The organism is Clostridium sediminicola (genome assembly GCF_050402865.1).
Taxonomy (GTDB): Bacteria; Bacillota; Clostridia; order Clostridiales; family Clostridiaceae; genus Clostridium_AF; species Clostridium_AF sediminicola.
On the sequence record NZ_BAABMF010000016.1, the window covers coordinates 90,741 to 114,833 of the forward strand.

Here is a 24,093-nt window from a genome sequence, read left to right on the forward strand (position 1 = left end):
TATATTAGTAAAGTTTATCTAAAACAGCTTCGCATGTCTTTTCTTTATTTTTGATTGACTGATTTTTTAACTTTAAAAATACCCCATTATACAAAATACTAATTACAAATAATTGAGCTATTTGTGCTGAAACATCCCCACCTTGAAGTGGTGCTTCTTTTGCTCCAGTAAGCAGCACAATATCAGAATACCTTGTTATAGGTGAATTAGCATGATGAGTGATGCAGATTATTTTAGCTCCAGCATTTTTAGCTATTTCCAAATTTTTCACAGTATCAATTGAACTTCCTGAAAATGAAATACCTACTGCAACATCATCTTCACTAAGTAAAGATGCCGTCATAGCCTGAATATGTGAATCAATATCTGCATAAGCATTTATCCCAATTCTAAGAAACTTATTTTTTGCTGCCAACGCAATAATCCCTGATGACCCTAATCCATAAAAATAATTTTTTCTGGCTTTTGCAATTGCAGAAATTGACTTTTCCACATTTTCTATATTAAGTAACTTAACTGTATCGTTAAGTGCTTTATCTTGAATAATAAGAGTTTTATGAATAATATCATCAAGCGAATCATCTTCATAAATTTCATCGTTTAGTTGTTTAATGCCTTTTGTATTAGCAATTGCTAATTCTTGTGCTATTGCCATTTTAAATCCTTGATATCCTTTAAAATTAATCTTACGACAAAACCTTAAAACCGTAGTATCACCTACACCAGCCATTTCAGCAAAATCTGATATAGAGGCATATAATATACTTTCAGTTTCATTTAAAACTACATTAGCTACTTTTTTTTCAGCCTTTGTTAATGAACTATAAACACTTTTTATCAAAGGTATCACATTAGCTCCAACATCAACTATCATTCATCACCTCTTTATCTTATTTATAATTCCATATTTGTTTTCTTAAGTTGTTTCACATTTTCACTTTATATTTTGAATAGAATCAACAAATTTACGAGTTATAAGACGTGGTCTTGTAATAGCTGCACCTACTACTATTGATGTAGCGCCTCTTTTAAAGCATTTAATTGCTTGTTCAGGTGTTTGAATATTGCCTTCTGCAATAACTGGTATACTAAGATCTTTGCTTAGTTTTTCAACTAACTGTAAATTTGGTTTTTCACACCCTAAAGTATAATCTGTATATCCACTTAAAGTAGTACTTACTATATCAACTCCTAATCTCTCAGCTTGTATCCCTTCTTCATAGTTTGATATGTCAGCCATTAATAAACCTTTGTATGATTCTCTAATTTCTTTAATAAACTCTTCAAGTGTTTTTCCATCAGGTCTTTTCCTTGATGTAGCATCAATAGCAATGATGTCTGATCCTACTTCTTGAATTTCTTTAAATTCTCTTATTGTTGGTGTAATGTATACGTCATTATTCTTATATACCCTCTTTAAAATTGCTATTAAAGGTAAATCTATATTTTCCTTTATAGCTTTACAATCTGCTACAGTATTTGCTCTTATACCCATCGCTCCCCCTATTTTAGCTGCTTTAGCCATTCTAACCATTATATCTGAACTATATAATGGCTCATCTTCTAATGCTTGGCAAGAAACTATTAATCCACCTTTGATTTTTCCAAGTATATTATTTAAATCTCTCATATTTCCTCCTTACTCAATTCAACTAGTCATCTCATACAACATATTTATTTTTGTAATTAATTCACAATAATAGATCCATCCCACATTATTATTTAACCATGTTATATTAATATTTATATGTCCAGTTAAATGGAATATTCTTTTTTTATTTTTCAACATAATGAAATAATCCACTAAATATAATAATTTCTAGTAATTTTTTATTAAGCTAAAATTCTTTATACCACCTCCACTTAGACAATTCAAAAATTTATATAAACACAAAAAAATAGTGTGCTCAAATTTTAGCACACTATTTTTTCTATATAATTCATAACTCCATAAAGGTTATAAAAAATTTTGTTCCTACATTAATCTTACTTTGGACCTCTATAATGCCACCGTGAGCTTCTACTATAGATTTAGCTAAAGCTAATCCTATTCCAACAGAATCATTCTTTTTAGATGTTTTGGATTTATAAAATCTTTTGAATATGTTTGGTAAATCTTCTTCTTTTATACCTTCTCCAGTATCCTCTATAATAATTCTAGTATAAAGAGGATTTTGTATCATTTCTATTGTGGCTTTACCACTTTGATCAGTATGTTCAATTGAATTTTTTAAAACATTTATCAAAGCTTCTTCTAACCACAATTTATCATGACACATATATATTTCTTTATTTTCTATGAATTCAATATCAATATTTTTATCATTTGCCTTGCCTACTAAAGCATCTATAGATTCTTGAATAGTATCGTTTAAACTTAAATTAGATTTATTAAGCTCAATTGCCTTAGCATCTAATTTTGCAAGTTTTAATAAACTTTTTATCAATGAATCCATTCTATATAGCTGAATTTCATTATTTCTCAAGAAGCTTTTTCTTTGTTCGTCAGATAATTCTTTATTTAAAAGTATATCATTATAAACTATCATAGAAGAAAGTGGAGTTTTTAATTGATGAGAAATATCTGATAATAAATTCACCAAAAAATTCTTTTCAGATTTCAGATTATCAATATTACTTCGGATTATATCCTTCATAGAATTAAATGAACTTGCTAATTTAGAGATATCCCCCTCTTTGTTCTCATCAATTGTTATTGAATAGTCTCCCTTTATAACTTTTCTTGCTCCTAAAGTTACCGCCCTTACTCTATTATAAAAAAATAGATGTTGTAAATAATTCATTATAAATAAAAATACAAACAAAAATATAAAAATTATAGTTAGGAAATAGATATTTCTTTCAATAGTCCTATTTACATAAGGAAATAGTTTATTCTCTAAATCACTATCTATCCCATACTGTTTCAACAATTCTTTACCCTTCACAACGTCATCTTCATTAATTTCTTTTGTAATAAGAGGTATAATCTCTTTTTCTAATTCAGGATCTTTTTCAATAACTCTATTAGCTATAACTCCTAAACTTTTTATATAATCTTCCTTTAAATTTTTATGATATAAATTTAATACAAAAATAGTAGCTGAAAAAAATAAAATTGTAGAGAATAAAAGAATGATTGAACTTTTTTTTAGCTCTGGATTATTAAAATTCTTATTCATTTCACTCTACTCCTTAATAACCTCTTTAGCCCACTTATACCCAAATCCTCTTTTATTAACAATATACTCAGGCTGTTTTATATTATCTTCAATTTTTTCTCTTATTCTTTTTATATAAACTGCTATAGTATTTTCATCGAAAAAAATATCTTCACTTTGAATTAGTTCCCCTAGTAATTCATCTCTTTTCATAAGCAGGTTAGGTTTGTTCATAAACACTAATAAAAGCTTATACTCTTGAGCAGTCAAAACAACTTTTTCGCCTAACTTTTTGACTAATGCTATATCTATATCTACACAAATATCTCCACTAATTAATTTACTACCCATAGATTTATTCTTATTATTTCTTCTAATCGCTACTTTAATTCTAGATAAAAGTTCTCTAACTCTAAAGGGCTTAGTAATATAGTCATCTCCACCAATTTCTAAACCTAGAACAATATTTACCTCATCATCAAGCGCAGTCAGAAAAATGATAGGAATTTCGCTCTCATTTCTTATTTCTTTGCAAAACTCATAACCACTACCATCAGGTAAATTTACATCTAAAAGAATCAAATCAAAATTCTCAGTAGAAAAAAGTTTTCTACTCTCTTTCAAATTTTTAGCTACATGAATTGAATAACCTTCATCCTTTAAAGTAAATTCTATACCAAGTGCTAAAGATTCATCATCTTCAACCAACAGGATTTTACTCATTTATTTCACTTCTTTCTAACAATATATCAATGCACAATTATGAAAATTATGCATTGATATATAAATTATACCATTAACTAAACTAATAATCTTCCCTTATTGTTTCAATTAAGTTTGCTTTCTTTATTCTTGATAAAGGAGCAAGAACTGAAAGATATCCAATTACTAAAGCTGCAACACCAGCTATTAAAATTGCCTGCCAAGGCACTCCCCATGAAAACTCTCGAATTCCGCCTAAGCCTATAAACATTAGATAAGATAATCCCGTTCCAAAAATAGCTCCATAGATAGTTCCAATTATTCCATATAATAATCCTTCAAGAATTATAATTTTTCTCAATCCTTTTTGTGTCATTCCTATAGATTTTATTGTTGCAAACTCCCTTTTTCTAAGTATAATATTTGTAGTCAAAGTATTAATTATATTGATACTACTTATCAAGGAAACAATTATCACAAATCCATATAATAGTATTTTAACCATCAATATTACAGATTTACTTCTTTTATTCTGATCAATATTGTTTATAACTCTAAAATCTTCATCTACGTCTAATATTTTCTCTAAATTTTCTAATGTGATTTCTTCATTTTTAGTATTATCTATTTGAATATTTAAACTATAAGGAGTCATTTTTTCTACTCTATTTAGTTTTTTGGCCATTTCCTCTGTAGTAATCATCTTTAGCACATTATTTGCTCCTCTAAAATTAAACGGTTCACTTTCTAAAATAGCCAAAACTTTAACCTTTGATGGATGATTACTTTCTTCTTCTTCAACTTCATTTTGTATTTTAACTTCTATCTCGTCTCCAACCTTTATATTAGCAATTGGTCCTATATATGGCTTATGAGTTTTTTCATTATAAATGGTATTTTTCTTTATTATAATTACTCCGTTTTCTTCATTTAATTTATCTATGTCAATTTCGCCAGAATCTATATACTTCTTTGCAAGTTCCATAGATTTTTCGTCATAAATCTCAATAGCTCCTTCCAAATTTACTTTTCCTTTTTTATCTACCATATTTTCTTCATAAATATTTTCCATATTTCTAACTGCTTCATTTTCCATATTCTTATCTATAAGTACTGAAACTCTAGATATATCAAATGCTTTATACGTATTTTCAACCAATGGCAATTTATTTATTTCCCGTACAATATTATCATAATCTTTGGAGTCTCCCAGTCTATCATTTGATGAACTAATAACAGAAAAATGAATATTATGAGACTCATTTAAATTGCTTGAAATATTTAAACTCATATCCATAAATGATTTAAAAGTGATAAATAATAAAACACTTATAAATATTGAAAACACTGTAGTTCTATATCTTCTCCTACTTCTTTTAATATTTTTATAAGCTAATTGTCCTTCAAAGCCAAATACTTTCATAACAATTGCATTTTTTCTCTTTTTAATCTTTTCTTTAGTTATAGAATTTCTGCTACTTATGGCAACAAGAGGCGATATCCTTCCAGCCATAAATGATGGTACGAAAGCAGATATATATACTGAAACCAAACCAATAGCAGCACTTATAAGCATAATATTTAATGATATTGATGGTTTCATTTGTATTACCGAATCTGCACCAATTAATTTAAAAGTAAAATCAATTCCATAAATCGCTATAATTCCACAAAGTAATCCTACAGGAACACCTATAATTGCAAAGAATGTAGCTTCTCTTATAACTATATTTCTTATTTGTCTTGGTGTTGTTCCAACAGCTCTAAGCATTCCGAATTGCTTAATTCTTTCCACAATACTAATTTGAAATGAATTAAATATTACAGCGATTGTGGCTAATACTACTATGGCAATAATAATTCCTGTTACAAAATATAGTCCTGTTACTCCTTCTGTATTATCTCCCACTCCTTGAATAGTAAGAAGCTGCCTATTTTCAATAACATCATCTTTTCCTCCTAAGTTCTTTAATTCTTGGAGTGCTTTTTTTAGATTGGTTTTCTTACTTATTTCAAGAAGTAAATAAGGTTTTTCCCCATCTTGAAACTTATAATGATATAGTGCTATTCCTTTATTTATCTCCTGAGTTTTAATATTGTTTTCTAGTATACCTGATAGTACATATTCTTTATTCTCAACTAAAATCTTATCCCCAACAGATGCATCTTCAAATAATTCTTTAACCATCCATTTTTCTAAAGCAATATTTTTTTCATCTTCCGGAAACTGGCCTTCGATTAGTTTGCATGGTAATAGTTCAAATGCTCCTTTTGTTCCTGATATTTTGTTTATAAACAGATTCTCTTTTATTTCTTTCTCTCCATCTTCTCTATATACTCCACTTCTAGATACCTTAGAATTAAAAGCTATTTTATCCTTAAGTTCATCATCAAATTTTGTAAAAAGTAAATGGTATGAACCAACATGGTTCTTTACCTCTTCAATTTCTGCATTAATTAAAGCTTTTAGAAAAAGTCCTATAGATGAGACTAGTGCAACGGATAAAATTATCCCTATTATAGTTAATAAACTTCTTTTTTTATTTAATTTCAAATACTTCCATGAAAGTTGTTTATAGTTATCTAACATTTTTTTCACCACCTAATTATTCTTCATATTCTTATCTGAAAGAATTTTCCCATCCTCAATTGTAATTACTCTATCAGCCATAGTCGCAATATTGATATCATGGGTGATTAGTATAAGTGTTTGATTATATCTTTTTGCAGTGTATTTTAATAAATCAATTACTTCTTTAGAATTTTTACTATCAAGGTTTCCAGTAGGCTCATCTGCAAGAATTATAGATGGTTTATTGAGAATCGCTCTTCCTATTGACACTCTTTGCTGTTGTCCTCCTGATAATTCTGAAGGAAGATGCTTTTTCCTATCTTTAAGTCCTAATATCTCTATTATTTCAGCTAAATATTTTTCATCTACTTTATCGTTATCTAATAATGCTGGCAAAGAAATATTTTCTTCCACATCTAATACAGGTATTAAATTATAAAACTGAAATATAAACCCGATTTTTCTTCTTCTAAATATAGCAAGCTTTGCTTCTTTATAATCATAAATATTTTCCCCTTCAATAACAACATTTCCACCTGTAGGTCTATCTAATCCTCCTAATAAATGAAGAAGTGTACTTTTCCCAGAACCAGAAGCACCAACAATTGCTACAAATTCTCCTTTATTAATAGATAAATCTATATTTTTTAAAGCTTCCACTTTATTTTCATCTTTCCCATAAGTTTTACTTAGATTCTCAACTTTTAAAATCTCCATATTTTTTCTCCTCACTTTTATTTGGCTTTATTTTAGCTATGAAACCATTATACTTTTTCTTTGTTTTATACTCTATGTCTTGTAGCTTACAGGATAATTTTTTGTCTTACAATTTTGTAATATAAAAAAACTACAGTTTATTCTTTTTTAAATAAAAATAAACATTATTATTTAGAAATAAATAATAATGTTTATTACTTTACTTAATATATAATTTTAGTTATGTATTTTATAATTCACTGCTTGCAATTTCTATAATTTTATCTAACAATAAACTAGCATTCTTTGCTGCGATAGGTAAAAATTCCGGATAAGACAACTCTGCTTCACCATCAGCATTATCTGAAATAGCACGAATGATTACATATGGTACTTCATTTAAATAAGCAACATGTGCAATAGCTGCACCCTCCATCTCAACTGCATAAGGCTCAAAATTAGTTCTAATTCTTTCTTCTAAATCTCCGCCAGCTATAAATTGATCTCCACTTGCAATACGACCTTTAAAAACATTTACACCCTCTAAATTTATACCTACAGCTGCTTTTTCAGCTAAATTAATTAAACTTTCATCTGCCTTAAAGTATGTAATTCCCAATCTTGATATTTCACCTAATGGCTCCCCTAATGCTGTTACATCAAAATCATGTTGTACCGCATCTGTAGAAATAACAATATCCCCTTGCTTTAATTCTCCGAACATTCCACCAGCAACACCGGAATTAATTAAATAGTCAATATTAAATGAACTAGCCATTATTTGAGCACACATAGCTGCATTAACTTTCCCAACACCTGAACGCGCTAACACAATATTTTGATCATGTACAGTACCTTGGTAGAAAGTCATTCCTGCTATCTTTACTTCTTCTTCTATATCCATTTTATTTTTCAATATCTCTACTTCCTCTTCCATAGCCCCAATTATTCCTATAACTTTTGTCTCTGAGGTTATAGTTTCTTTAGTTTCATTTTTTTCTTTTGTACTTGCATTAGTTGTCCCACATCCTGTAAAAATTATAATACATGCTACAATTACTGTTATTAACTTATTAATTTTTCTGCTCATTTCTTTTCTCCCCCTAAATTTGATAATTAACGAACATTATTCTTGTTATTCCTAAAATTATTCGCAAGCTAATTAAACCACATAATGGATATATAATCAAGCCAATTGCCTATTTTATTTAAAAAATATATTTTCGAAAAAGAAAAACAGCAGAATCTGCTGTCTATAATGTTCCTTTTATATAATAATCCTTATAAGTTTCTATTCTTCAATTATTCTTACAATTCCATTTGATCCATCAACTTCAAGCATATCTCCGTCTTTTACAATATCCATAATTCCAAGCATTCCGCTTACACAAGGAATACCATATTCTCTAGCAATTATACCTCCATGTTGAAGTGGTCCTCCTACTTCCATAATAACTCCTGCAGCATTTATAAAAATAGGTGTCCATGATGGTTCTGTGGCTTTTGTTACTAATATTTCACCAGGATTTAACTGTTTTTCATATGGAGTTCTGAGCACCTTAGCCCTCCCTCTTGCAATGCCAGGAGCTATTGCAGAACCAACTATATCACCATCTTTAGCATTAATTTTGGGCTTAAATATCTTCCCTCTGCTATCAATAACAAGTGGCCAATCCTTAATATGTGCTACTTTTTTATAAGGTGCAAGGTTTTTATCTCTAATAGCCTTAAGATCAATATCTTCACCATTTTGAACTTTAGTTATTTCATTCATATGAAGATCAAATATATGCCATTTGTTTTCAAGTCTACCCTCCTGCACAAATTTCTCTCCCAGTTCAAGTGCTATATCGTGAAGTTTTGCAAATATCATTACAATCATATATTTAGGATGTTCTCTGTACCCAAAAGTTGCCTGATAAATTTCTGCTTGTTTTTTGAATTTTTTATCAAACCCACCTTCTTTAGCTACAGAGAGTAATTTTTTATACGCTTCTTCTCTTTTCGCTTTAACATTTGTTATTTGACTATCTTCAATATTAATATTAATTAACTTCTCATATAGCAATGTAATGTCTTCATATACTCTCTTTGAAGCAATATCTATCTCCATAAAACCTCTTGCTCCAAACTTGTCTATATACTCAACATAATCCTTCATGAATTCTTTTGAATATGATTTTTGTTCTACCTTTAGCACAAACTCATCTAATGATTTAGTCAATTGAAATTCATCATAAGAAACAAGTTTAAACAATAAATGCCCCATTTCACTGGTTGGATTTCCATCTAAATCCATTCCCAGCGCAGTTACTAGTTTCTCTACATCCTTGCCTTTAAACATTTTTTTAATAGAAGCATATGATGCCATACCAGCCATCATGATTCCAATGGTATTCATAATAGTTTTAAGGTCTTTCATTGAAAAATCAACTAATTCACTAAATTTCTTTTCTGAATTTAATGTTTTTCGATGCTCCATTATATTACTTGCTGTTATATTATATTCATTAACAACTTCTTTATAATCCGAAAATTTTGCTTTTATTGTTGATGGTAACATTTTAAAAACCATCTTAAACATATTTAATTTTGTTTTTTTCATTGATTCTGGCATTTTATCAGGTTTATATTCTTTGTCTAAATCTATATCAGCAAATATTTTTTTCACATTTTCATCATAGCTTTCCACAAACTTTTTAGTTGCAAAAGAACCCCAGCCAACTAACATATTAGAAACATTGGTATATTGTCTTCCGTGAATAGCCGGCATAGCTCCATCTATAGATGTTGGGGTAATACCACCTTTTAAGTCTTCTAACATTCTTGCCCATAGATCCATACCAAGAACAGACATACTTTTAGTAAATCCTTGTGTAAGTCCCATTACGTCAATATAAATATTTTTCTTTTCTCCAGGATTTGTTACAAGCTCTGGAAACAAAGGAATATATGTTGTAATAGGTCTTGATTGTAATAGATATAATCTATTTTTTTCAAAAGCCCATTCCGTATCCATTGGCATTCCGTAATGTTTTTCACATTCTTTAATAAGTTCCGACAGCTGAAAAATCTGCTTATCAGTGAGTGCCTGATGGTTAGAATTATCATTATCTTTTTGAATAATGCCGCCATCATCTTTAAGCCAAAGTGCAGTTTGTTTATCCCCTATTTTCTTTTCAATAATTTCATTTTTCACACTATCTACAACATAAGTATCAGGTGTTACTATTCCTGAGACTATACTTTCTCCAAGTCCATAAGAAGCATTTATCATCACTTCATCATAGCAATTGTTATTAGGATTAAGTGAAAAACCTACACCACTTACATCTGAAGCAATTTGTTTTTGCACGATAACAGCTATACATGTATTTTCCAAATTTATTTTATTTTGCTTTTTATATTCCATAACTCTAAAATCAAAACATGAAGAAAACGCAGAGGCTATAGACTTTTCAATATTCTGTATTGTTATACCAAGAAGTGTTTCATACATACCTGCAAAGCTTGTTCCTTCCAAATCCTCTTCTGGAGAAGATGAACGTACTGCAAAAATTGTACCTTTCTCAAATTCATTTAAAGCTTCTTGTATGGCTACCTTTTGTGCTTCGCTAAACTTTAACTGTGTTGCTTTTGATTTTATTACATCACATTGTTCTCTTGTTACATTTGAAAGTAATTCTGACCATTCACTTGAATTTTTAATTTCTCCGAGCCATGGATTAAAAAATTCAACTGATAAAGCAAATCCTGAAGGAACTGGAAAACCTGCCTTTGTAGTTTCAATAAGTGCTTTAGCCTTGCCTCCTACTTCTGTTAACATTGGACTATCTTTCGTAGTAAAATAATAAATCTTCTTATTCATTAATTTCCCTCCTTTTTAACTTACATTTCATTCAATTTTTGCTCTATTTTAAAAGATACTAAAAATCTCAAGGATACAATCATAATTATAATTGCAACAAATATTTATACAATTTCTTACTTTGCAACTTATCACCTCATTTCAGTGTTTACATTGCTTATATAAAAAATTGTTCTCTAAAAAATGTAAAATACTCATCACATTTATCAATTATAACATCTGCTTCAAATTTCTCATTACGCGCTCTTATCATCTCCAAATATTCTTCTATTATTCCTTTTAATGTAAGTTTTATAACATTCACCATTTTGTCAAAATCAATACTTTCTTTAACCTGACTAAAATCTATGTTGTATGAGTATACTCTTTCTCTAATTCCAGGTGAAATAGTCTCAACGTGCTGATTTATGAAGGATTTAGTTAGTTTATTCGCGTATTTATCATAGAACTCCATCATATAAGGATATCGTTGTATATGTTCTAATTTTATTATAATCACTTGACGTAGACGATTTATGAAATCGCTATCCTCCCAATTTATTTTCTCATCTAACCCAGTTATTGATTCTTTAATAGAAAAATACAAAAGAAAATCGAATAGTTCTTGCTTATCTTTAAAATAGTGATATAGCAACCCTCTAGATATACCTGCTTGTTTAACCACCATATTTGTTGAAGCTTTTTCTAAATCATTTTTACTAAATACTTCAAATGCACTGTTTACTATCTTATATACTTTCTCATTCTTCATATCAATGTGTTCAAATCTATTATCCATAATACTTAACTCCTTATAAAAACAAAATTGACAACTTCTGTCTAGGTTCATCTTATCACCACAGACAGAAGTTGTCAATTTTTTTTAATAGAAATATCATATCTATTATTTTTTTATTATTCCCACTTTTTTAAGAGTACTTTTTATTCTGCTGCATTAAGTAAGTAAGAGTTAATAAACTTTCACTTAAATGTACATTTTCAATAATACTTTCATAATTAGCTTTCAGATCTATTGGTGCAAAATTCCATATCCCTTTAACGCCGTTCTGAACTAGCATATCACATACATTTTGAGCCATTTGATAGGGAACACAGATAACCCCTATATCAATTTTATTTTCTTTCAAAAATTCTTCAAGTTTATCAATATCTAATACTTCAACATCGCTTATTTTCAATCCTATAAGCTTTGGATTTACATCAAATATAGCCTCTATTTTAAAACCTTTCTTTTTAAATCGAGAATAATTTGCAGTAGCCTGTCCAATGTTACCAGCTCCCACTATTATAGTTCTATACCCAATATTTATTCCTAAAATAGAGCTGACCTCTTTATATAAATCAGCTACGTTATACCCATATCCTTGCTGACCGAAATCACCAAAGCAATTTAGGTCTTGTCTTATTTGTGATGCAGTAAATCCAATTTTCAAACTTAGTTCTTTTGAAGAAATTCTATCTACACTATTTTTTAAAAGCATTTCAAGATATCTATGATATTTAGGTAATCTTCTTATAACTGTCATCGAAATTTTTTTCTTCTTTTCCACCTAGCGCACTCCTTTTTAAATAATTTAACATAAATTCACTTATCTAGTTTTATTCTATATAAAGGTTATTCCACAAAAGTAATTTAGTTGAACTTCAACCACAATATGAATTGTCAGAAATCTTTAATCTGCAATATATAGCGTCAAAACGCACTAATCTGCGGTAGATATTGTGGTTGATTTTAGTTCAACTTACTTTTTGTGGTTTAACCATATAAACTATTCATAGTAATAAGTCTTTGATTATGTTTTTTGATTAAAAATAATTATAACATGTACACTGCAAATAGTCAGAACATTTTTTAAATTTTTTAGTTAAATTCACCGAAAGAATAGCTCAAAGAGAAATTTGTTCTAACTTATTTAGGAAATAAATTGAAATATATATAGTTTTATGTTAAACTATTTTTCATTAATAAAAGAATATTACTTCAAAACTTTTAAGTAATAAAATAAATAATAGAAAAACTCTAGGGAGGATTACTAATTATGTTAGCATCACAAAAAATCGACAAATTTGACGGAAATGATAGCTATATTGTATCTGAAAATTTACAATATGCAGTTAATATTTCTATCGCTTTAGGAAAACCACTTTTGATAAAAGGGGAACCAGGAACAGGCAAAACTATGTTAGCTGAAGCTATCGCTAATTCTATGAATAAAAAACTTATTGTTTGGAATATAAAATCAACAACAAAGGCTCAGGAAGGTATGTATGTTTACGATACAGTACAACGTCTATATGACAGCCAATTTGGCGGAAACAATGTTGACGATATAAAAAAATATATTAAACTCGGAAAAGTTGGAGAGGCATTTAATTCTGATGAGCAAGTTGTACTATTAATTGATGAGATTGATAAGGCAGATATAGAATTCCCCAATGATTTATTATGGGAACTTGATCGAATGAGTTTTTATATACCCGAAACTAAAGAAACTATTGTAGCAAAACAACGCCCTATCGTTATAATTACAAGTAATGCAGAAAAAGAACTTCCAGATGCGTTCTTACGTCGTTGTATCTTCCATTATATTGACTTCCCAGATGTAGAAAGCATGGAATCAATAGTACGTGTACATTATCCAGATATAGATAAGAAAATTATAAAAAATGCTATGGAGACATTTTATTGGATTCGTAGTCTAGATGAACTACATAAAAAACCAAGCACATCAGAGTTACTAGATTGGTTACAAGCATTAATTGTTGGTGGTATAGATCCTAAGCATTTAACTACAGAAATTCCTTTCTTAGGTGTTTTACTTAAGAAAAACCAAGATATAGACATGTTATTAAATGGTGCATTAAAAAAACGTAATCGTAGATATTGAAGTGATATGTCTATAGATTTTTCGAAAGGAGAGTAAGACATGTTCACAACTTTTTTTTATCACCTAAGAGATAGCGGTTTGAATGTATCATTAAATGAGTGGATGAATCTTATAGAAGCACTTGATAAAGGCCTTTATAGTGCTAGTCTTAATGACTTCTACCAATTGTGTAGAGCTATCCTTGTTAAAAGCGAAGTAGATTATGACAAATTTGACTTAGCTTTTGCAACATATTTTCAAGGAATAGAAACACCTAAAGATCTTCCAGATCAAGTATGGAAGTGGCTTGATAAAGAATTGCCAAAGAGGCCTATTGATAAAAATAAAGAGTTTAAAAAACATACTTTAGATGAGTTAAAGGAACTTTTAGAAAAACGCCTTAAAGAACAGAAAGGCGAACACAACGGCGGTAGCAAATGGGTAGGCACCGGTGGGACCTCTCCCTTTGGACACTCTGGTTATCATCCTGGAGGAATTCGTATTGGTGGACAATCAGGATATCGTTCAGCAGTAAAGGTAGCTGGAGAACGTCATTTCAAAGATTTTCGCCAAGATACTACACTTGATATACGTCAATTTCAGATGGCTTTTAGAAAACTAAAACAGTTTTCTAGCAAAGTTGAAGGAGCGAAAACAGAATTAGATATTGAGGGAACTATTCAAGAAACCTGTAACAATGCAGGAAATTTAAAATTAGTATGGGATCGTCCTAGGACTAACACTATGAAAGTACTATTACTGATGGATTCTGGAGGATCTATGTGGTCCTATAGCAATCTTTGTAATAAACTATTTCAAGCTGCACATAAATCTAATCATTTTAAGGATTTTAAAGTATATTATTTTCACAATTGTATTTACGAAAATCTGTATCTAGACCATACTTGTTCTTATAATAATAGTATAGCTACCGAATGGGTTATGAAGAATTTAGATAGCGATTACCGCGTAATTATAGTTGGTGATGCTAGTATGGCTCCCGAGGAACTTTTATACCCAGGAGGCAATATCTACTGGGGATTAGATAATGAAATTGCAGGAATTGAATGGCTTAATAAACTACGAGAGAAGTATTCAAATAGTATTTGGCTGAATCCAATAAGAAAAGACTATTGGACATATTCAATGGGCGCATATACAATCAAACAAGTAAAAAATGTATTTCCTATGTTTGATTTGACTTTAAATGGTCTAGATGAAGGTATAAAAAAATTAAAAGTGTCTAGATAACATTATTACTTATATCTATAAGTGAGTAAATCTACGTATGGAAACACCAAAACGAGCCACAACTGGCTCGTTTTCATGTTGCTACTATTATTCTACTACAGAGTTTTTCATCCTTAATCTTAGTTCCTTTTCTTTTCTGTCTTTCCATGATATTTACTATAATATATCCATAGAAATCCTAATATTACAACTATAACATTTAAGACTGTTTGATGTGCTGTATAACAATCCACTGCAGCGTTTAAATATCGTCCTGCCATAGCTCTCATCATTTCATATATCATATATATCACTCCATTTCTTATAGAAACTAGTAACCAGTTTACAATAGCTAATTTTTTAGTCTATTTCTGGAAGTATTGCGTATTTAATTCCCTCTTGTCTTCCAATACGCACCAATGCATCTATAGCTTTAGACAACGGATACTCATCAGTGATAAATAAACTTCCATCTACTTGTTTTGAAGCTAAAAGATCTACTGCCATTTTAATGTGGTACGGAGTATGATGATAAACTGCCTTTATTTCTATTTCTTCATAGTGGAATTTTTGACAATCCATTGTGAAAGTAGTCCCTTTCTTAGTTCCTCCAAAAGTTAGAACTAATCCTCTTGGTCTTACCATGTTTACAGCATTTTCCCAAACTTTTGGAAATCCAGTAGCTTCTATTACAACATCGGCACCTTTAAGTTCTTCTGTTAACTTTCTTACTTTCTCTACATGATTATCTTCATTTGCATTAACAGTATAAACAGCTCCATACTTTTTAGATTCCTTTAGTCTATATTCTGATAAATCTACTGCTATTACTTTTGCTCCTTTTAATGTTGCTAATTTTACAAACATAAGTCCTATAGGCCCTACCCCTATTACAACTACTGTTTCTCCAACCTTGATTGGTGTCCTATCAATTCCATGGAGAGCACAAGCCAATGGTTCTACTAACGCTGCCTCTTTATAACCTAAAGTATCTGGAATTTTATAAAAATTATACTTAACCAATTGTTTCGGTACCGCAACATATTCAGAATATGCTCCATTTAAATATTCTAGATTTTCACATAGACTATACATATTCCTCTTACAAAAGTAGCAATCAAAACAAGGTACAGAATTTCCTCCAACAACCCTATCTCCTACTTTAAACTTTGTCACACTATCTCCTATTTCTACTACTTGTCCTGAAAACTCATGTCCAAAAGTAGAGGGTACACTTCTTATAATTGTGGGATGTCCTCTTTTATAAGTCTTTAAATCTGTCCCACAAGTTAATGCAGCTTTTACTTTTACAAGTATTTCTCCATCATTAATATTAGGAATATCTACTTCTTCAAATCTTACATCTCCTGGTGCATAAAACATCATAGCGTTCATTTTGCCTTCCATCTTTATCACCCTTTATATTTGTTAGATATAAATTATTGACCATAGTTTTCAGCAGTATCCTTTTGTAAAAATTTACACATTTCTTCATCTATAGGTTTTAGGTCTGCAATTTGAGATGCTACATAAGTTACTTTTGCAGATTCTTCCACAATAACAGCATTAACAAACGCTTGGTCTATATTCTGCCCAACAGCAAAAGCTCCATGTTTTTCCATTAAAACAACGCTATCTTCACCTAACCAATCTGTAGTAACCTCTGCTAAATCAACAGTTCCCATCGGTTTAAATGGTGCACATTTAATTTTCCCACCTACTAATGCTGCTGCTTCGGCAGTTACACATGGCATTTCTATACCTGCACATGCCCAAGCAGTACAATAAGTAGAATGTGTGTGAACAATACCGCCTATATCACTTCTTTTTCTATATGCTGCACAATGAAGAGGTGCTTCTATAGAAGGCTTTCTTTCTCCATCAATTTTATTGCAATTAACATCTAAAACCACTATATCCTCAGGCTTTAAAGTTTCATAAAGCATACCACTTGGAGTAATACACACGTAGCCTGTTTCCTCATTTTTTAAACTAAAATTACCAAAAGTCAATGGTACTAACTTTTCTTTTTGTACTGCTAATGCAATTTCAATAACCTTTTTTCTTTGTTCTTCTAACATCATAAATAATACACCCCTTAGCATTTTATAATACTTTTCTTATCTTTTTTTTTATTGTGCTAAATTATACACCAGCACCAGTGAATATTTGAACAATCTTATAAATAATATATGGTACTAAATGAGCTCCTCCATCAATTGATGATATAGTAGTTGCTCCCTCTGGAAAATCAAATCCAGCCGCTTGCCCCATTATTGTTGATACTCCTGCTATATCAGTTGCTATATAAAGCATTGCTATCATAAAAATTGTTCCTGTAATAATTCCTCTAAATACATTTCCTTTTGAAGGTAGTACAGCCCAAATCATAAATATTGGTACTATGGCAAGGTCAGTAAATGGAAGTAATCTATTTCCTGGTAAAATTGCTGCTAATACAAGCGTTATAGGTATCATAACTAGACCTGTGGCTATTACTGAAGGATGACCTATTGCTAATGCTGCATCTAATCCAATATATATTTCTTTTCCAGGGAATTTCTTTTGTAAAAATTCTCTTGCACTCTCTGATAAAGGCATTAATCCTTCCATTAAAATTCGAACCATTCTTGGCATAATAAACATAACTGCTGACATACTAACTCCAAGCTGAATTATTCCTTTAGCATCATAACCTGCAAGTGCTCCAATTCCTGCACCAAGTAAAATACCCATTATCATTGGTTCTCCAAACAAGCCAAACTTTCGTTGAATAGAATCTGTATCTAATTGGATTTTATTTATTCCTGGTATTTTATCTAATACTTTATTAATTATAATTCCTACTGGAGCCCATGAAACTGTTTCAGTATGCGGTAGCGAAACTCCTGGTAACCCAAAGAACTCTTGTACTAATGGTGCTGATAAGTCTGCAAATTTTAATATTATTATAAATGACAACCCAGCTGCAGCTAATCCTAACATAACACTACCTGTTAAATACTGTACTAATGCACCTGCAAATATAAAATGCCAATAATTCCATAAATCTACGTCCATAGTTTTAGTCCAATTCATTGCAAGCATTATAAAGTTAATAACAATACATATACCAAAGACTGCTGGAACAATTGAAGTACCAAAACTTATAGCAGCCGATATTGGCCAACCAACATCTATTACATCTAAAGCCAATCCCCATTTGTCAACCATAGCCTTAGTTGCTGGAGCTAAGTTACTAACTAATAAACCAATTACTAGGTTAATACCTGCAAAACCAATACCTATAGTTAAACCTGCTCTAAATGATTGTGAAAATTTTTGTCTAAATAGTAAACCTAAAAGTGTTACAATAATTGGCATCATTACGGTTGGTCCTAAATCAAGAATAAATTGAATAAATTGCATTTGTATAATCCCCCTATCGTAATTTTTTTTGAAAATTAATAAACTTATTTGTCTAAACTTTTAAGATGTTCTGCAATATCATCTGCAAGCTTATCTACGCCTATACCAGTCAAAAATCCTATAGCTAGAAACTTTTTAATTCCCCCAGCTGAAGCATCACTTACTGGTGTTGTATGAACGATAACATGTGGCATATATGTTGAAACTTTTGATGCTACCTCTGTTACCCTACACTCAATAACTTCAACGTCTAATCCTCTATCTTTAAGTCGTTTTTTACAGTTTTCAGCTGCAACTGTGGATGTAGCAATACCTGTACCGCAAACTGATAAAATTCTGAATCTCATGATTATCTCTCCTTTTTTTATTTTATATTTTATTAAAATATAAGCTAATTAATATTAATTTTGTCTTCCAGTAATGTCAGTAATACTTCCTCATCTTGTGCTGATGAAATTTCATTAAGTAATTCCTCATCTTGTATTATTCCCATAATATTTTGAAGTACTTGTAATTGAGCGTTTCCATCCTTCATCGCTAGCATAAAAACAACTTTAACATCTATTGTATCTTCTATATTACCTCCCATAATTCCAAATTGTACCGGACGATTTAATGTAGCTGCCGCTACCATTGGCATATTCACGTGTTCCACATCAGTATGAGGAATCGCAACACCAATGTCTCCTGTAGGTAAGCCTGTAGGAAATACCTCTTCTCTTTTTAAAATTCCATTTAAATAACTTTCTTTAACATATCCAGCATTTTGGAGCATATTTGCCATTTCAATAAATACTTCTTCTTTTGTTTCTGCTTCAAGCTGAATTTTAACCACTTCACTATCAAGCTTAAACCCTTTAGTCACCTTCAATTACCCCCTTAAGTTGTTTTGCATTTTCTGCGTCTTTGATTTTTTCTATAATACTTTCATCATTTAGTATTTTATATAGTTTCTTAAATTCATCTTTACTATAGATATTTAACGCTAACATGAAAATACAATCTACTTTGAACTCTCCACACCATTGAATTGGTTTTTTTAAAGTTACTATCCCTATACATTGCTTTATTACATCATCGCTATTACCATGAGGGATAGCAATATTACTATTAATAACAGTAGGTGCCATCATCTCTCTTTGATGAACAGAAACTAAAAATTTATCTGTAACATAACCTTTTTTCTCCATAATTCCTGCTAATAGAGATAATACTTCTTTTCTAGTTTCTATTTCAGGATGAATAACAATTAAATCTTCTTGTATCAAATCCTTTAATTCACTTTTCTGTCCAAAATCGGCATAAGAAATTTTTATCTTACTTTTGTTCTTAATAATCCTTTTTAATTTTAATGCTCCATCACCTTTCACAAGTCTTCTCATTGATATAAAAGGAACTTCAGATATTTTTGGATTCATTGTACCTACTATAGCTAATACATTCTTATTTTTCATGATATTTTTAATTTTTATATTAATATCCTCATTAATTAATACTCCAATATTAATTAGTCTAATTTTATCTCTTATTTCTGGTAAATACTTTAATATCAAATTTGATGCCTCTTTAGCTGATCCCTCCCCTGTTAAACATAAACAAATAATTACGTCTTCATCTTTATTACTTATTTCGTCACTTTGTATTTCTACATATCCAAATTTGTCCATTTCCAAAGAATCTGCAATCTCATTTAAATCCGCATTAGGCAAAATGGCTTTCCTTGAAGCTTCAATAACCATTAAAGTATCAACTCTTGATACAGTTCTAATTGGAATATTTGTTTTTCCAGAAATAATGTTAGCAAAACTAACCAAAGAACCCATATCTACTAAAAACAATACTCCCTTACCACGATCAACTTTTTCAACTGCTTCTTCTGCTCTTTTTAAAGCTTTTTTAGGTGATTCATCTAAAGACATTTCTATAGCTCGTGCATGCGTTGTACCTAAAAGTCTATTAGCAACATTAACCATACCTTCTGCTACATGTCCATGGGTTAAAATAACAACGCCTACATGATGTTCCTCTAAAACATTTTCCTTTGAATAAGCTTTAAGGTACATAGCCAAAAATGCTACCTCATCTTCTGGGAACTTTACTTTAAGATGACATCCTGCTAATTCAGCAATACTATCAGCAATTGCATATTCTTTTGGATATTTATCTTTTATTCTTTTTAGCTGTGGATTTACAATTTGTTTATTCTGTAGTATTCTCTCATAAGTTGCAGCTAAGTGAGTTGCAAGGCAATAGAATAAACTATCATCAATATTATTCAACTCTTTTTTTGCTTTATTTATCATTACATCTACAGCATTTATTATTTTGTCCCCAACTATCTTTTGTAGATCTTGTCTTATTAAATTTTGTTTGTTATATTGCATTTGTTTTACTAATTGTAAAACTTTAGTTTCTAATTCATCCCCAATAATTCTATTAATTATTTGAATATCAATACCCTGATTTTCATATTTTTGATATTTATATTCAATTTCTTTATAAATATCTTCTGGAAGCATATAAGATGTATCTTTAATTACCTTTACCTCTTGTTTTAAAGATGGATATATCTCTAAGCTACCATCAACAATATTAGATATTGACTTTCTTCTATGACTTATACTTAATAATCCTCTAGCAACATGACTTGCTAAATCAAGTATTTCAATTTCTATAGCTTCGTATTTTTTAGAAATATATTTCAAAAATCCTCTAGCACAAGCTACTTGAATATCTGATCTAAGCTGCCCCACATTACCTCTAGCATCATATAATAAAAGTGCTACTAATACATCATGGGAAATTACTATCTTTACATTAATTCTTGTTGCCTCTTCTTTAAAGAACCTCTTTATTATCATATATCTTTCTTCTAAAGGCCTTTTATCTAAAGGTGGAAGTTCAACTGTCATAGGAATTCTTCTTCTAAATGTAGCTAATAAAGATGACTCTACATCTTCTGTTGTAGCTGCAATTATCATAACCTTTACTTCTCTTAATGAATCAGTTTCTCCTAGCCTTCTAAACTTTCCTTTATCAATGAGATAAAAGAGATTTTCTTGTCCTTCAGGTGGCAGTCTATGAATTTCATCTAAGAACAATATTCCACCATCCGCTTTTTCTACAATACCTTTTTTTTCGCTATCTGCACCAGTATATGCGCCTTTCATATAACCAAATAATTGAGACATTAATAGTTGAGGATTCTCAGCATAATCTGCGCAATTGAAGACTACAAAGGGTGCTTCTTTATCCTTTACTGATGCTTGAATTGCAAAATTGTACATGCATTCTACAAGTTCACTTTTACCAACTCCAGTAGGTCCACATATCAATGTGTGTAGTCCATTAGGTGGATATAATACTGCCGCTTTTGCTAACTCTACTTTAGGTTTTAAGCTACCAAAGGCACCTACTAACTTAGAAAAAGCATTTTCTGGTTCTTTAACAGTTTTTTCTGGTTTACTTTGTGATTTAGCTAAAGGTTCTGAATTTTTCAACAAATTTGAAACAGCTTTCCTAGAAATTTCAAACCCCTGTTCATTCAGTTTAGAAGTTATACCCCTTTCTGAAATGTCTAGATTCTCTTTAATTATTTTGTTTATGTGTTTTATTAAAAGTTCTTTTCTTCTTTCTCTAGAATCTTTAATATTTAATTTCTGTCTAAACATAACTACATCAGTTCTATTAGTACCTATTATTTTAGCTATTTCACTATCTGTTAAAGGATTTTTCTTATCTTCTGTAGCAATGATTTTTAAGATTTTATCTTTCATTTCTTCACCCACCCTTATTAATAGCAATTTAAATGCCAACTTTTCGGTTCTTTTTGTAGAACCTTGGTATTACAGCATTTCTTTTGTCATTTTGAATTATTTTTTTTAAATTATAACATAATGAACCAATTAATGAAAACGTTTTGAACCATTTACTAATTTCAAAAAAAACAATTCTAAAGAGCTAAAGTTAAGTCATTAGCTCTTTAGAATTATTTTTTTAGTTCTTTTATTAATACACCGTTTGGTTAAACCACCATATAGAATGTAAATAAATCTAATACACAATAATCCGTTTCAAAACACATATTTACTGTTTTGAGAATTTTAAAACTTATACCCATTAATTATATATAATATTTTTACTAAAAACACCTAATACTATAGATGCATTATTTTATTGACAAAGAGTTAAGAATCAATAAGGAAATTGTTCTTAGTTCGTTATAAATTCAATGTCATATACATATTTGTTAATACAGAAGGAGCTGTTTATATGTACTTCATTTTATTTTTAATATCTATTTTAGTAATAATCTTGGTTTTAATAGCAATAGTTCCTCTCCAAATTTTATTTAATTCGGATGAAAATATTGACTTTCATATGGAAATCTCTTGGTTAAAACCCTTATTCAAAGCAATTATTTTAAATAAAGATACTAATATTTTTTTAACAATATATTTATTTAACAAAAAAATATCAACTAAACCTTTAAAAGCAAAAAAAGAAAAAAATTCAAATAATTATAAGGACAAATTTTATTATCTAAAACAACTTAAACCATATTACTCTCACATTGATGCTTCTTATGGTTTCCAAGATCCGTCTACAACTGGAATAATATTTGGAATAGTGAATTCACTTACAAAATTTCTTAACCTAAGAAATATAAATAACGAAGCTAACTTTACTTCTGAAGAAAACTATTTTAACATAGATGGAATAATTAAGTTAAATATAGCTACTACCATTATAAAATTATTAAAATCATATAGAAAGTCGCATCAAACTATTTATCAAAAATAAAATGTTTATAAGCAAACAACTTAGACTGTGAATTTATGCAGGTATAGAATTCATTGATTCCTGAGATTTTAGCCCTGCACAAATTATGTTTACGTAATGTTTGTTTTATAATAAATCACAAAAATACTAAGGAGGAATAGATATGCAAGATACACAAACTATTGATACCTTATTTACAGATTTACAGAACTTCGTAAAAACAGAGTCAGTTATGGGATCTCCAGTTCCAATAGGAGACAGAACTTTAGTTCCAATTATTTCAGTTACAATGGGTTACGGAAGTGGAACAAATAAAAAAGACCCTGCAGCACCTAATGGAGGAACCGGAGTTGGTTTAGGAGCTAGAATATCAACTAATGCTGTTGTAGTTGTTGACAAAGATTCTGTATCTATGCTTCCTGTAGATGGAAAAGGGAACGTTAATAACCAACCAAATGACAATAATGCCATGAATAACATTGTGAATAAAATTCCTGAAATGATTACGAACTTTAAGCAAGGTGCTCAACCACAAAATATGGCTCAAAACCAACAACAAAACCAGCAACAAAATCAACCACAAGACCAAGCGCAAAATGCTGGTCAAAACCAAAAAAAACCTCCTACAAAATAAAGGTATATTTTAAGTTCAAACTTACTTTTTGGGGGTGTGCTCAATTTAAAATGGTACCTATGTCAAGGACAATTTAAAAAGGGTGTTAAGATGCTAAGAGATGATTTCTGTATTGTACAGGAGTCATCTTGTTTAGGTTCCATTGATATCTATAATTATTGTAATATCTTATA

The 24,093-nt window shown here is 29.9% G+C and carries 22 protein-coding genes; 4 read left to right on the plus strand and 18 right to left on the minus strand.

From position 1 onward, the window contains the following. Window positions 1–4 precede the first annotated feature (4 nt). The 10 genes from ACQ3F0_RS20445 to ACQ3F0_RS20490 form a co-directional block, all read right to left on the minus strand. Window positions 5–874, minus strand: a complete 870-nt coding sequence (locus ACQ3F0_RS20445) for a MurR/RpiR family transcriptional regulator (RefSeq protein WP_428867580.1) — start codon at window positions 872–874, stop codon at window positions 5–7. Between the two features lie 60 nt (window positions 875–934). Next, window positions 935–1,630, minus strand: a complete 696-nt coding sequence (locus ACQ3F0_RS20450; protein ID WP_428867581.1) for an N-acetylmannosamine-6-phosphate 2-epimerase — start codon at window positions 1,628–1,630, stop codon at window positions 935–937. Window positions 1,631–1,940: 310 nt separating this feature from the next. After that, window positions 1,941–3,182, minus strand: coding sequence for a HAMP domain-containing sensor histidine kinase (locus tag ACQ3F0_RS20455; protein WP_428867582.1), 1,242 nt, complete (start codon window positions 3,180–3,182; stop codon window positions 1,941–1,943). Window positions 3,183–3,188: 6 nt separating this feature from the next. Next, entirely contained in the window at window positions 3,189–3,884 is a 696-nt protein-coding gene (locus ACQ3F0_RS20460; protein WP_428867583.1) for a response regulator transcription factor, read from the minus strand. An 82-nt stretch (window positions 3,885–3,966) separates the two neighbouring features. Next, window positions 3,967–6,453, minus strand: a complete 2,487-nt coding sequence (locus ACQ3F0_RS20465; RefSeq protein ID WP_428867584.1) for an ABC transporter permease — start codon at window positions 6,451–6,453, stop codon at window positions 3,967–3,969. Window positions 6,454–6,465: 12 nt separating this feature from the next. Next, window positions 6,466–7,152, minus strand: coding sequence for an ABC transporter ATP-binding protein (locus tag ACQ3F0_RS20470; RefSeq protein ID WP_428867585.1), 687 nt, complete (start codon window positions 7,150–7,152; stop codon window positions 6,466–6,468). Between the two features lie 229 nt (window positions 7,153–7,381). After that, on the minus strand, window positions 7,382–8,221 hold the full coding sequence (locus tag ACQ3F0_RS20475) for a 5'-methylthioadenosine/adenosylhomocysteine nucleosidase (protein WP_428867586.1): 840 nt from the start codon (window positions 8,219–8,221) through the stop codon (window positions 7,382–7,384). Window positions 8,222–8,422: 201 nt separating this feature from the next. Continuing rightward, window positions 8,423–10,999: a PEP/pyruvate-binding domain-containing protein gene (locus ACQ3F0_RS20480; protein ID WP_428867587.1), complete on the minus strand. Its 2,577-nt coding sequence runs from the start codon at window positions 10,997–10,999 to the stop codon at window positions 8,423–8,425. Between the two features lie 157 nt (window positions 11,000–11,156). Further along, the gene (locus ACQ3F0_RS20485; protein ID WP_428867588.1) at window positions 11,157–11,777 is read right to left on the minus strand and encodes a TetR/AcrR family transcriptional regulator; all 621 of its coding nucleotides are present in this window, start codon (window positions 11,775–11,777) and stop codon (window positions 11,157–11,159) included. A 130-nt stretch (window positions 11,778–11,907) separates the two neighbouring features. Continuing rightward, on the minus strand, window positions 11,908–12,549 hold the full coding sequence (locus ACQ3F0_RS20490) for a redox-sensing transcriptional repressor Rex (protein WP_428867589.1): 642 nt from the start codon (window positions 12,547–12,549) through the stop codon (window positions 11,908–11,910). A gap of 489 nt (window positions 12,550–13,038) precedes the next feature. Here ACQ3F0_RS20490 and ACQ3F0_RS20495 point away from each other — a divergent pair, with 489 nt between their 5' ends. Both ACQ3F0_RS20495 and ACQ3F0_RS20500 read left to right on the plus strand, forming a co-directional pair. Beyond that, window positions 13,039–13,887 carry an AAA family ATPase gene (locus ACQ3F0_RS20495; RefSeq protein ID WP_428867590.1) on the plus strand — a complete coding sequence of 283 codons (849 nt, stop codon included), beginning with the start codon at window positions 13,039–13,041 and terminating at the stop codon, window positions 13,885–13,887. Window positions 13,888–13,926: 39 nt separating this feature from the next. Then, window positions 13,927–15,117 carry a vWA domain-containing protein gene (locus tag ACQ3F0_RS20500; protein ID WP_428867591.1) on the plus strand — a complete coding sequence of 397 codons (1,191 nt, stop codon included), beginning with the start codon at window positions 13,927–13,929 and terminating at the stop codon, window positions 15,115–15,117. A 119-nt stretch (window positions 15,118–15,236) separates the two neighbouring features. Here ACQ3F0_RS20500 and ACQ3F0_RS20505 read toward each other — a convergent pair whose 3' ends face one another. The 7 genes from ACQ3F0_RS20505 to ACQ3F0_RS20535 all read right to left on the minus strand — a co-directional run bounded on the left by ACQ3F0_RS20505 (window position 15,237) and on the right by ACQ3F0_RS20535 (window position 22,280). Next, a complete protein-coding gene (locus ACQ3F0_RS20505) occupies window positions 15,237–15,401 on the minus strand; it encodes a hypothetical protein (protein ID WP_428867592.1) in 165 nt (54 codons plus the stop codon). A 55-nt stretch (window positions 15,402–15,456) separates the two neighbouring features. After that, window positions 15,457–16,503, minus strand: a complete 1,047-nt coding sequence (locus tag ACQ3F0_RS20510; RefSeq protein ID WP_428867593.1) for a zinc-dependent alcohol dehydrogenase — start codon at window positions 16,501–16,503, stop codon at window positions 15,457–15,459. A gap of 32 nt (window positions 16,504–16,535) precedes the next feature. Beyond that, window positions 16,536–17,180, minus strand: coding sequence for a class II aldolase/adducin family protein (locus tag ACQ3F0_RS20515; RefSeq protein ID WP_428867594.1), 645 nt, complete (start codon window positions 17,178–17,180; stop codon window positions 16,536–16,538). Between the two features lie 61 nt (window positions 17,181–17,241). Next, complete coding sequence (locus tag ACQ3F0_RS20520; RefSeq protein ID WP_428867595.1) at window positions 17,242–18,504, minus strand: PTS galactitol transporter subunit IIC; 1,263 nt, start codon at window positions 18,502–18,504, stop codon at window positions 17,242–17,244. A 44-nt stretch (window positions 18,505–18,548) separates the two neighbouring features. Next, window positions 18,549–18,851, minus strand: a complete 303-nt coding sequence (locus ACQ3F0_RS20525; RefSeq protein ID WP_428867596.1) for a PTS sugar transporter subunit IIB — start codon at window positions 18,849–18,851, stop codon at window positions 18,549–18,551. A 44-nt stretch (window positions 18,852–18,895) separates the two neighbouring features. Then, window positions 18,896–19,369 (minus strand): PTS sugar transporter subunit IIA, encoded by a 474-nt coding sequence (locus ACQ3F0_RS20530; RefSeq protein ID WP_428867597.1) that lies wholly within the window; start codon window positions 19,367–19,369, stop codon window positions 18,896–18,898. After that, window positions 19,362–22,280: a sigma 54-interacting transcriptional regulator gene (locus ACQ3F0_RS20535; RefSeq protein ID WP_428867598.1), complete on the minus strand. Its 2,919-nt coding sequence runs from the start codon at window positions 22,278–22,280 to the stop codon at window positions 19,362–19,364. Before ACQ3F0_RS20535 ends, ACQ3F0_RS20530 begins: the two co-directional genes overlap by 8 nt. Window positions 22,281–22,776: 496 nt before the next feature. Here ACQ3F0_RS20535 and ACQ3F0_RS20540 point away from each other — a divergent pair, with 496 nt between their 5' ends. Together ACQ3F0_RS20540 and ACQ3F0_RS20545 are read left to right on the plus strand one after the other, a co-directional pair. Continuing rightward, a complete protein-coding gene (locus ACQ3F0_RS20540) occupies window positions 22,777–23,307 on the plus strand; it encodes a DUF2953 domain-containing protein (protein ID WP_428867599.1) in 531 nt (176 codons plus the stop codon). A gap of 142 nt (window positions 23,308–23,449) precedes the next feature. Continuing rightward, window positions 23,450–23,920, plus strand: coding sequence for a GerW family sporulation protein (locus ACQ3F0_RS20545; protein WP_428867600.1), 471 nt, complete (start codon window positions 23,450–23,452; stop codon window positions 23,918–23,920). An 85-nt stretch (window positions 23,921–24,005) separates the two neighbouring features. Here ACQ3F0_RS20545 and ACQ3F0_RS20550 read toward each other — a convergent pair. Further along, window positions 24,006–24,093 (minus strand): IS3 family transposase (locus ACQ3F0_RS20550; protein ID WP_428867605.1); only part of this gene is annotated, 88 nt, incomplete at its 5' end.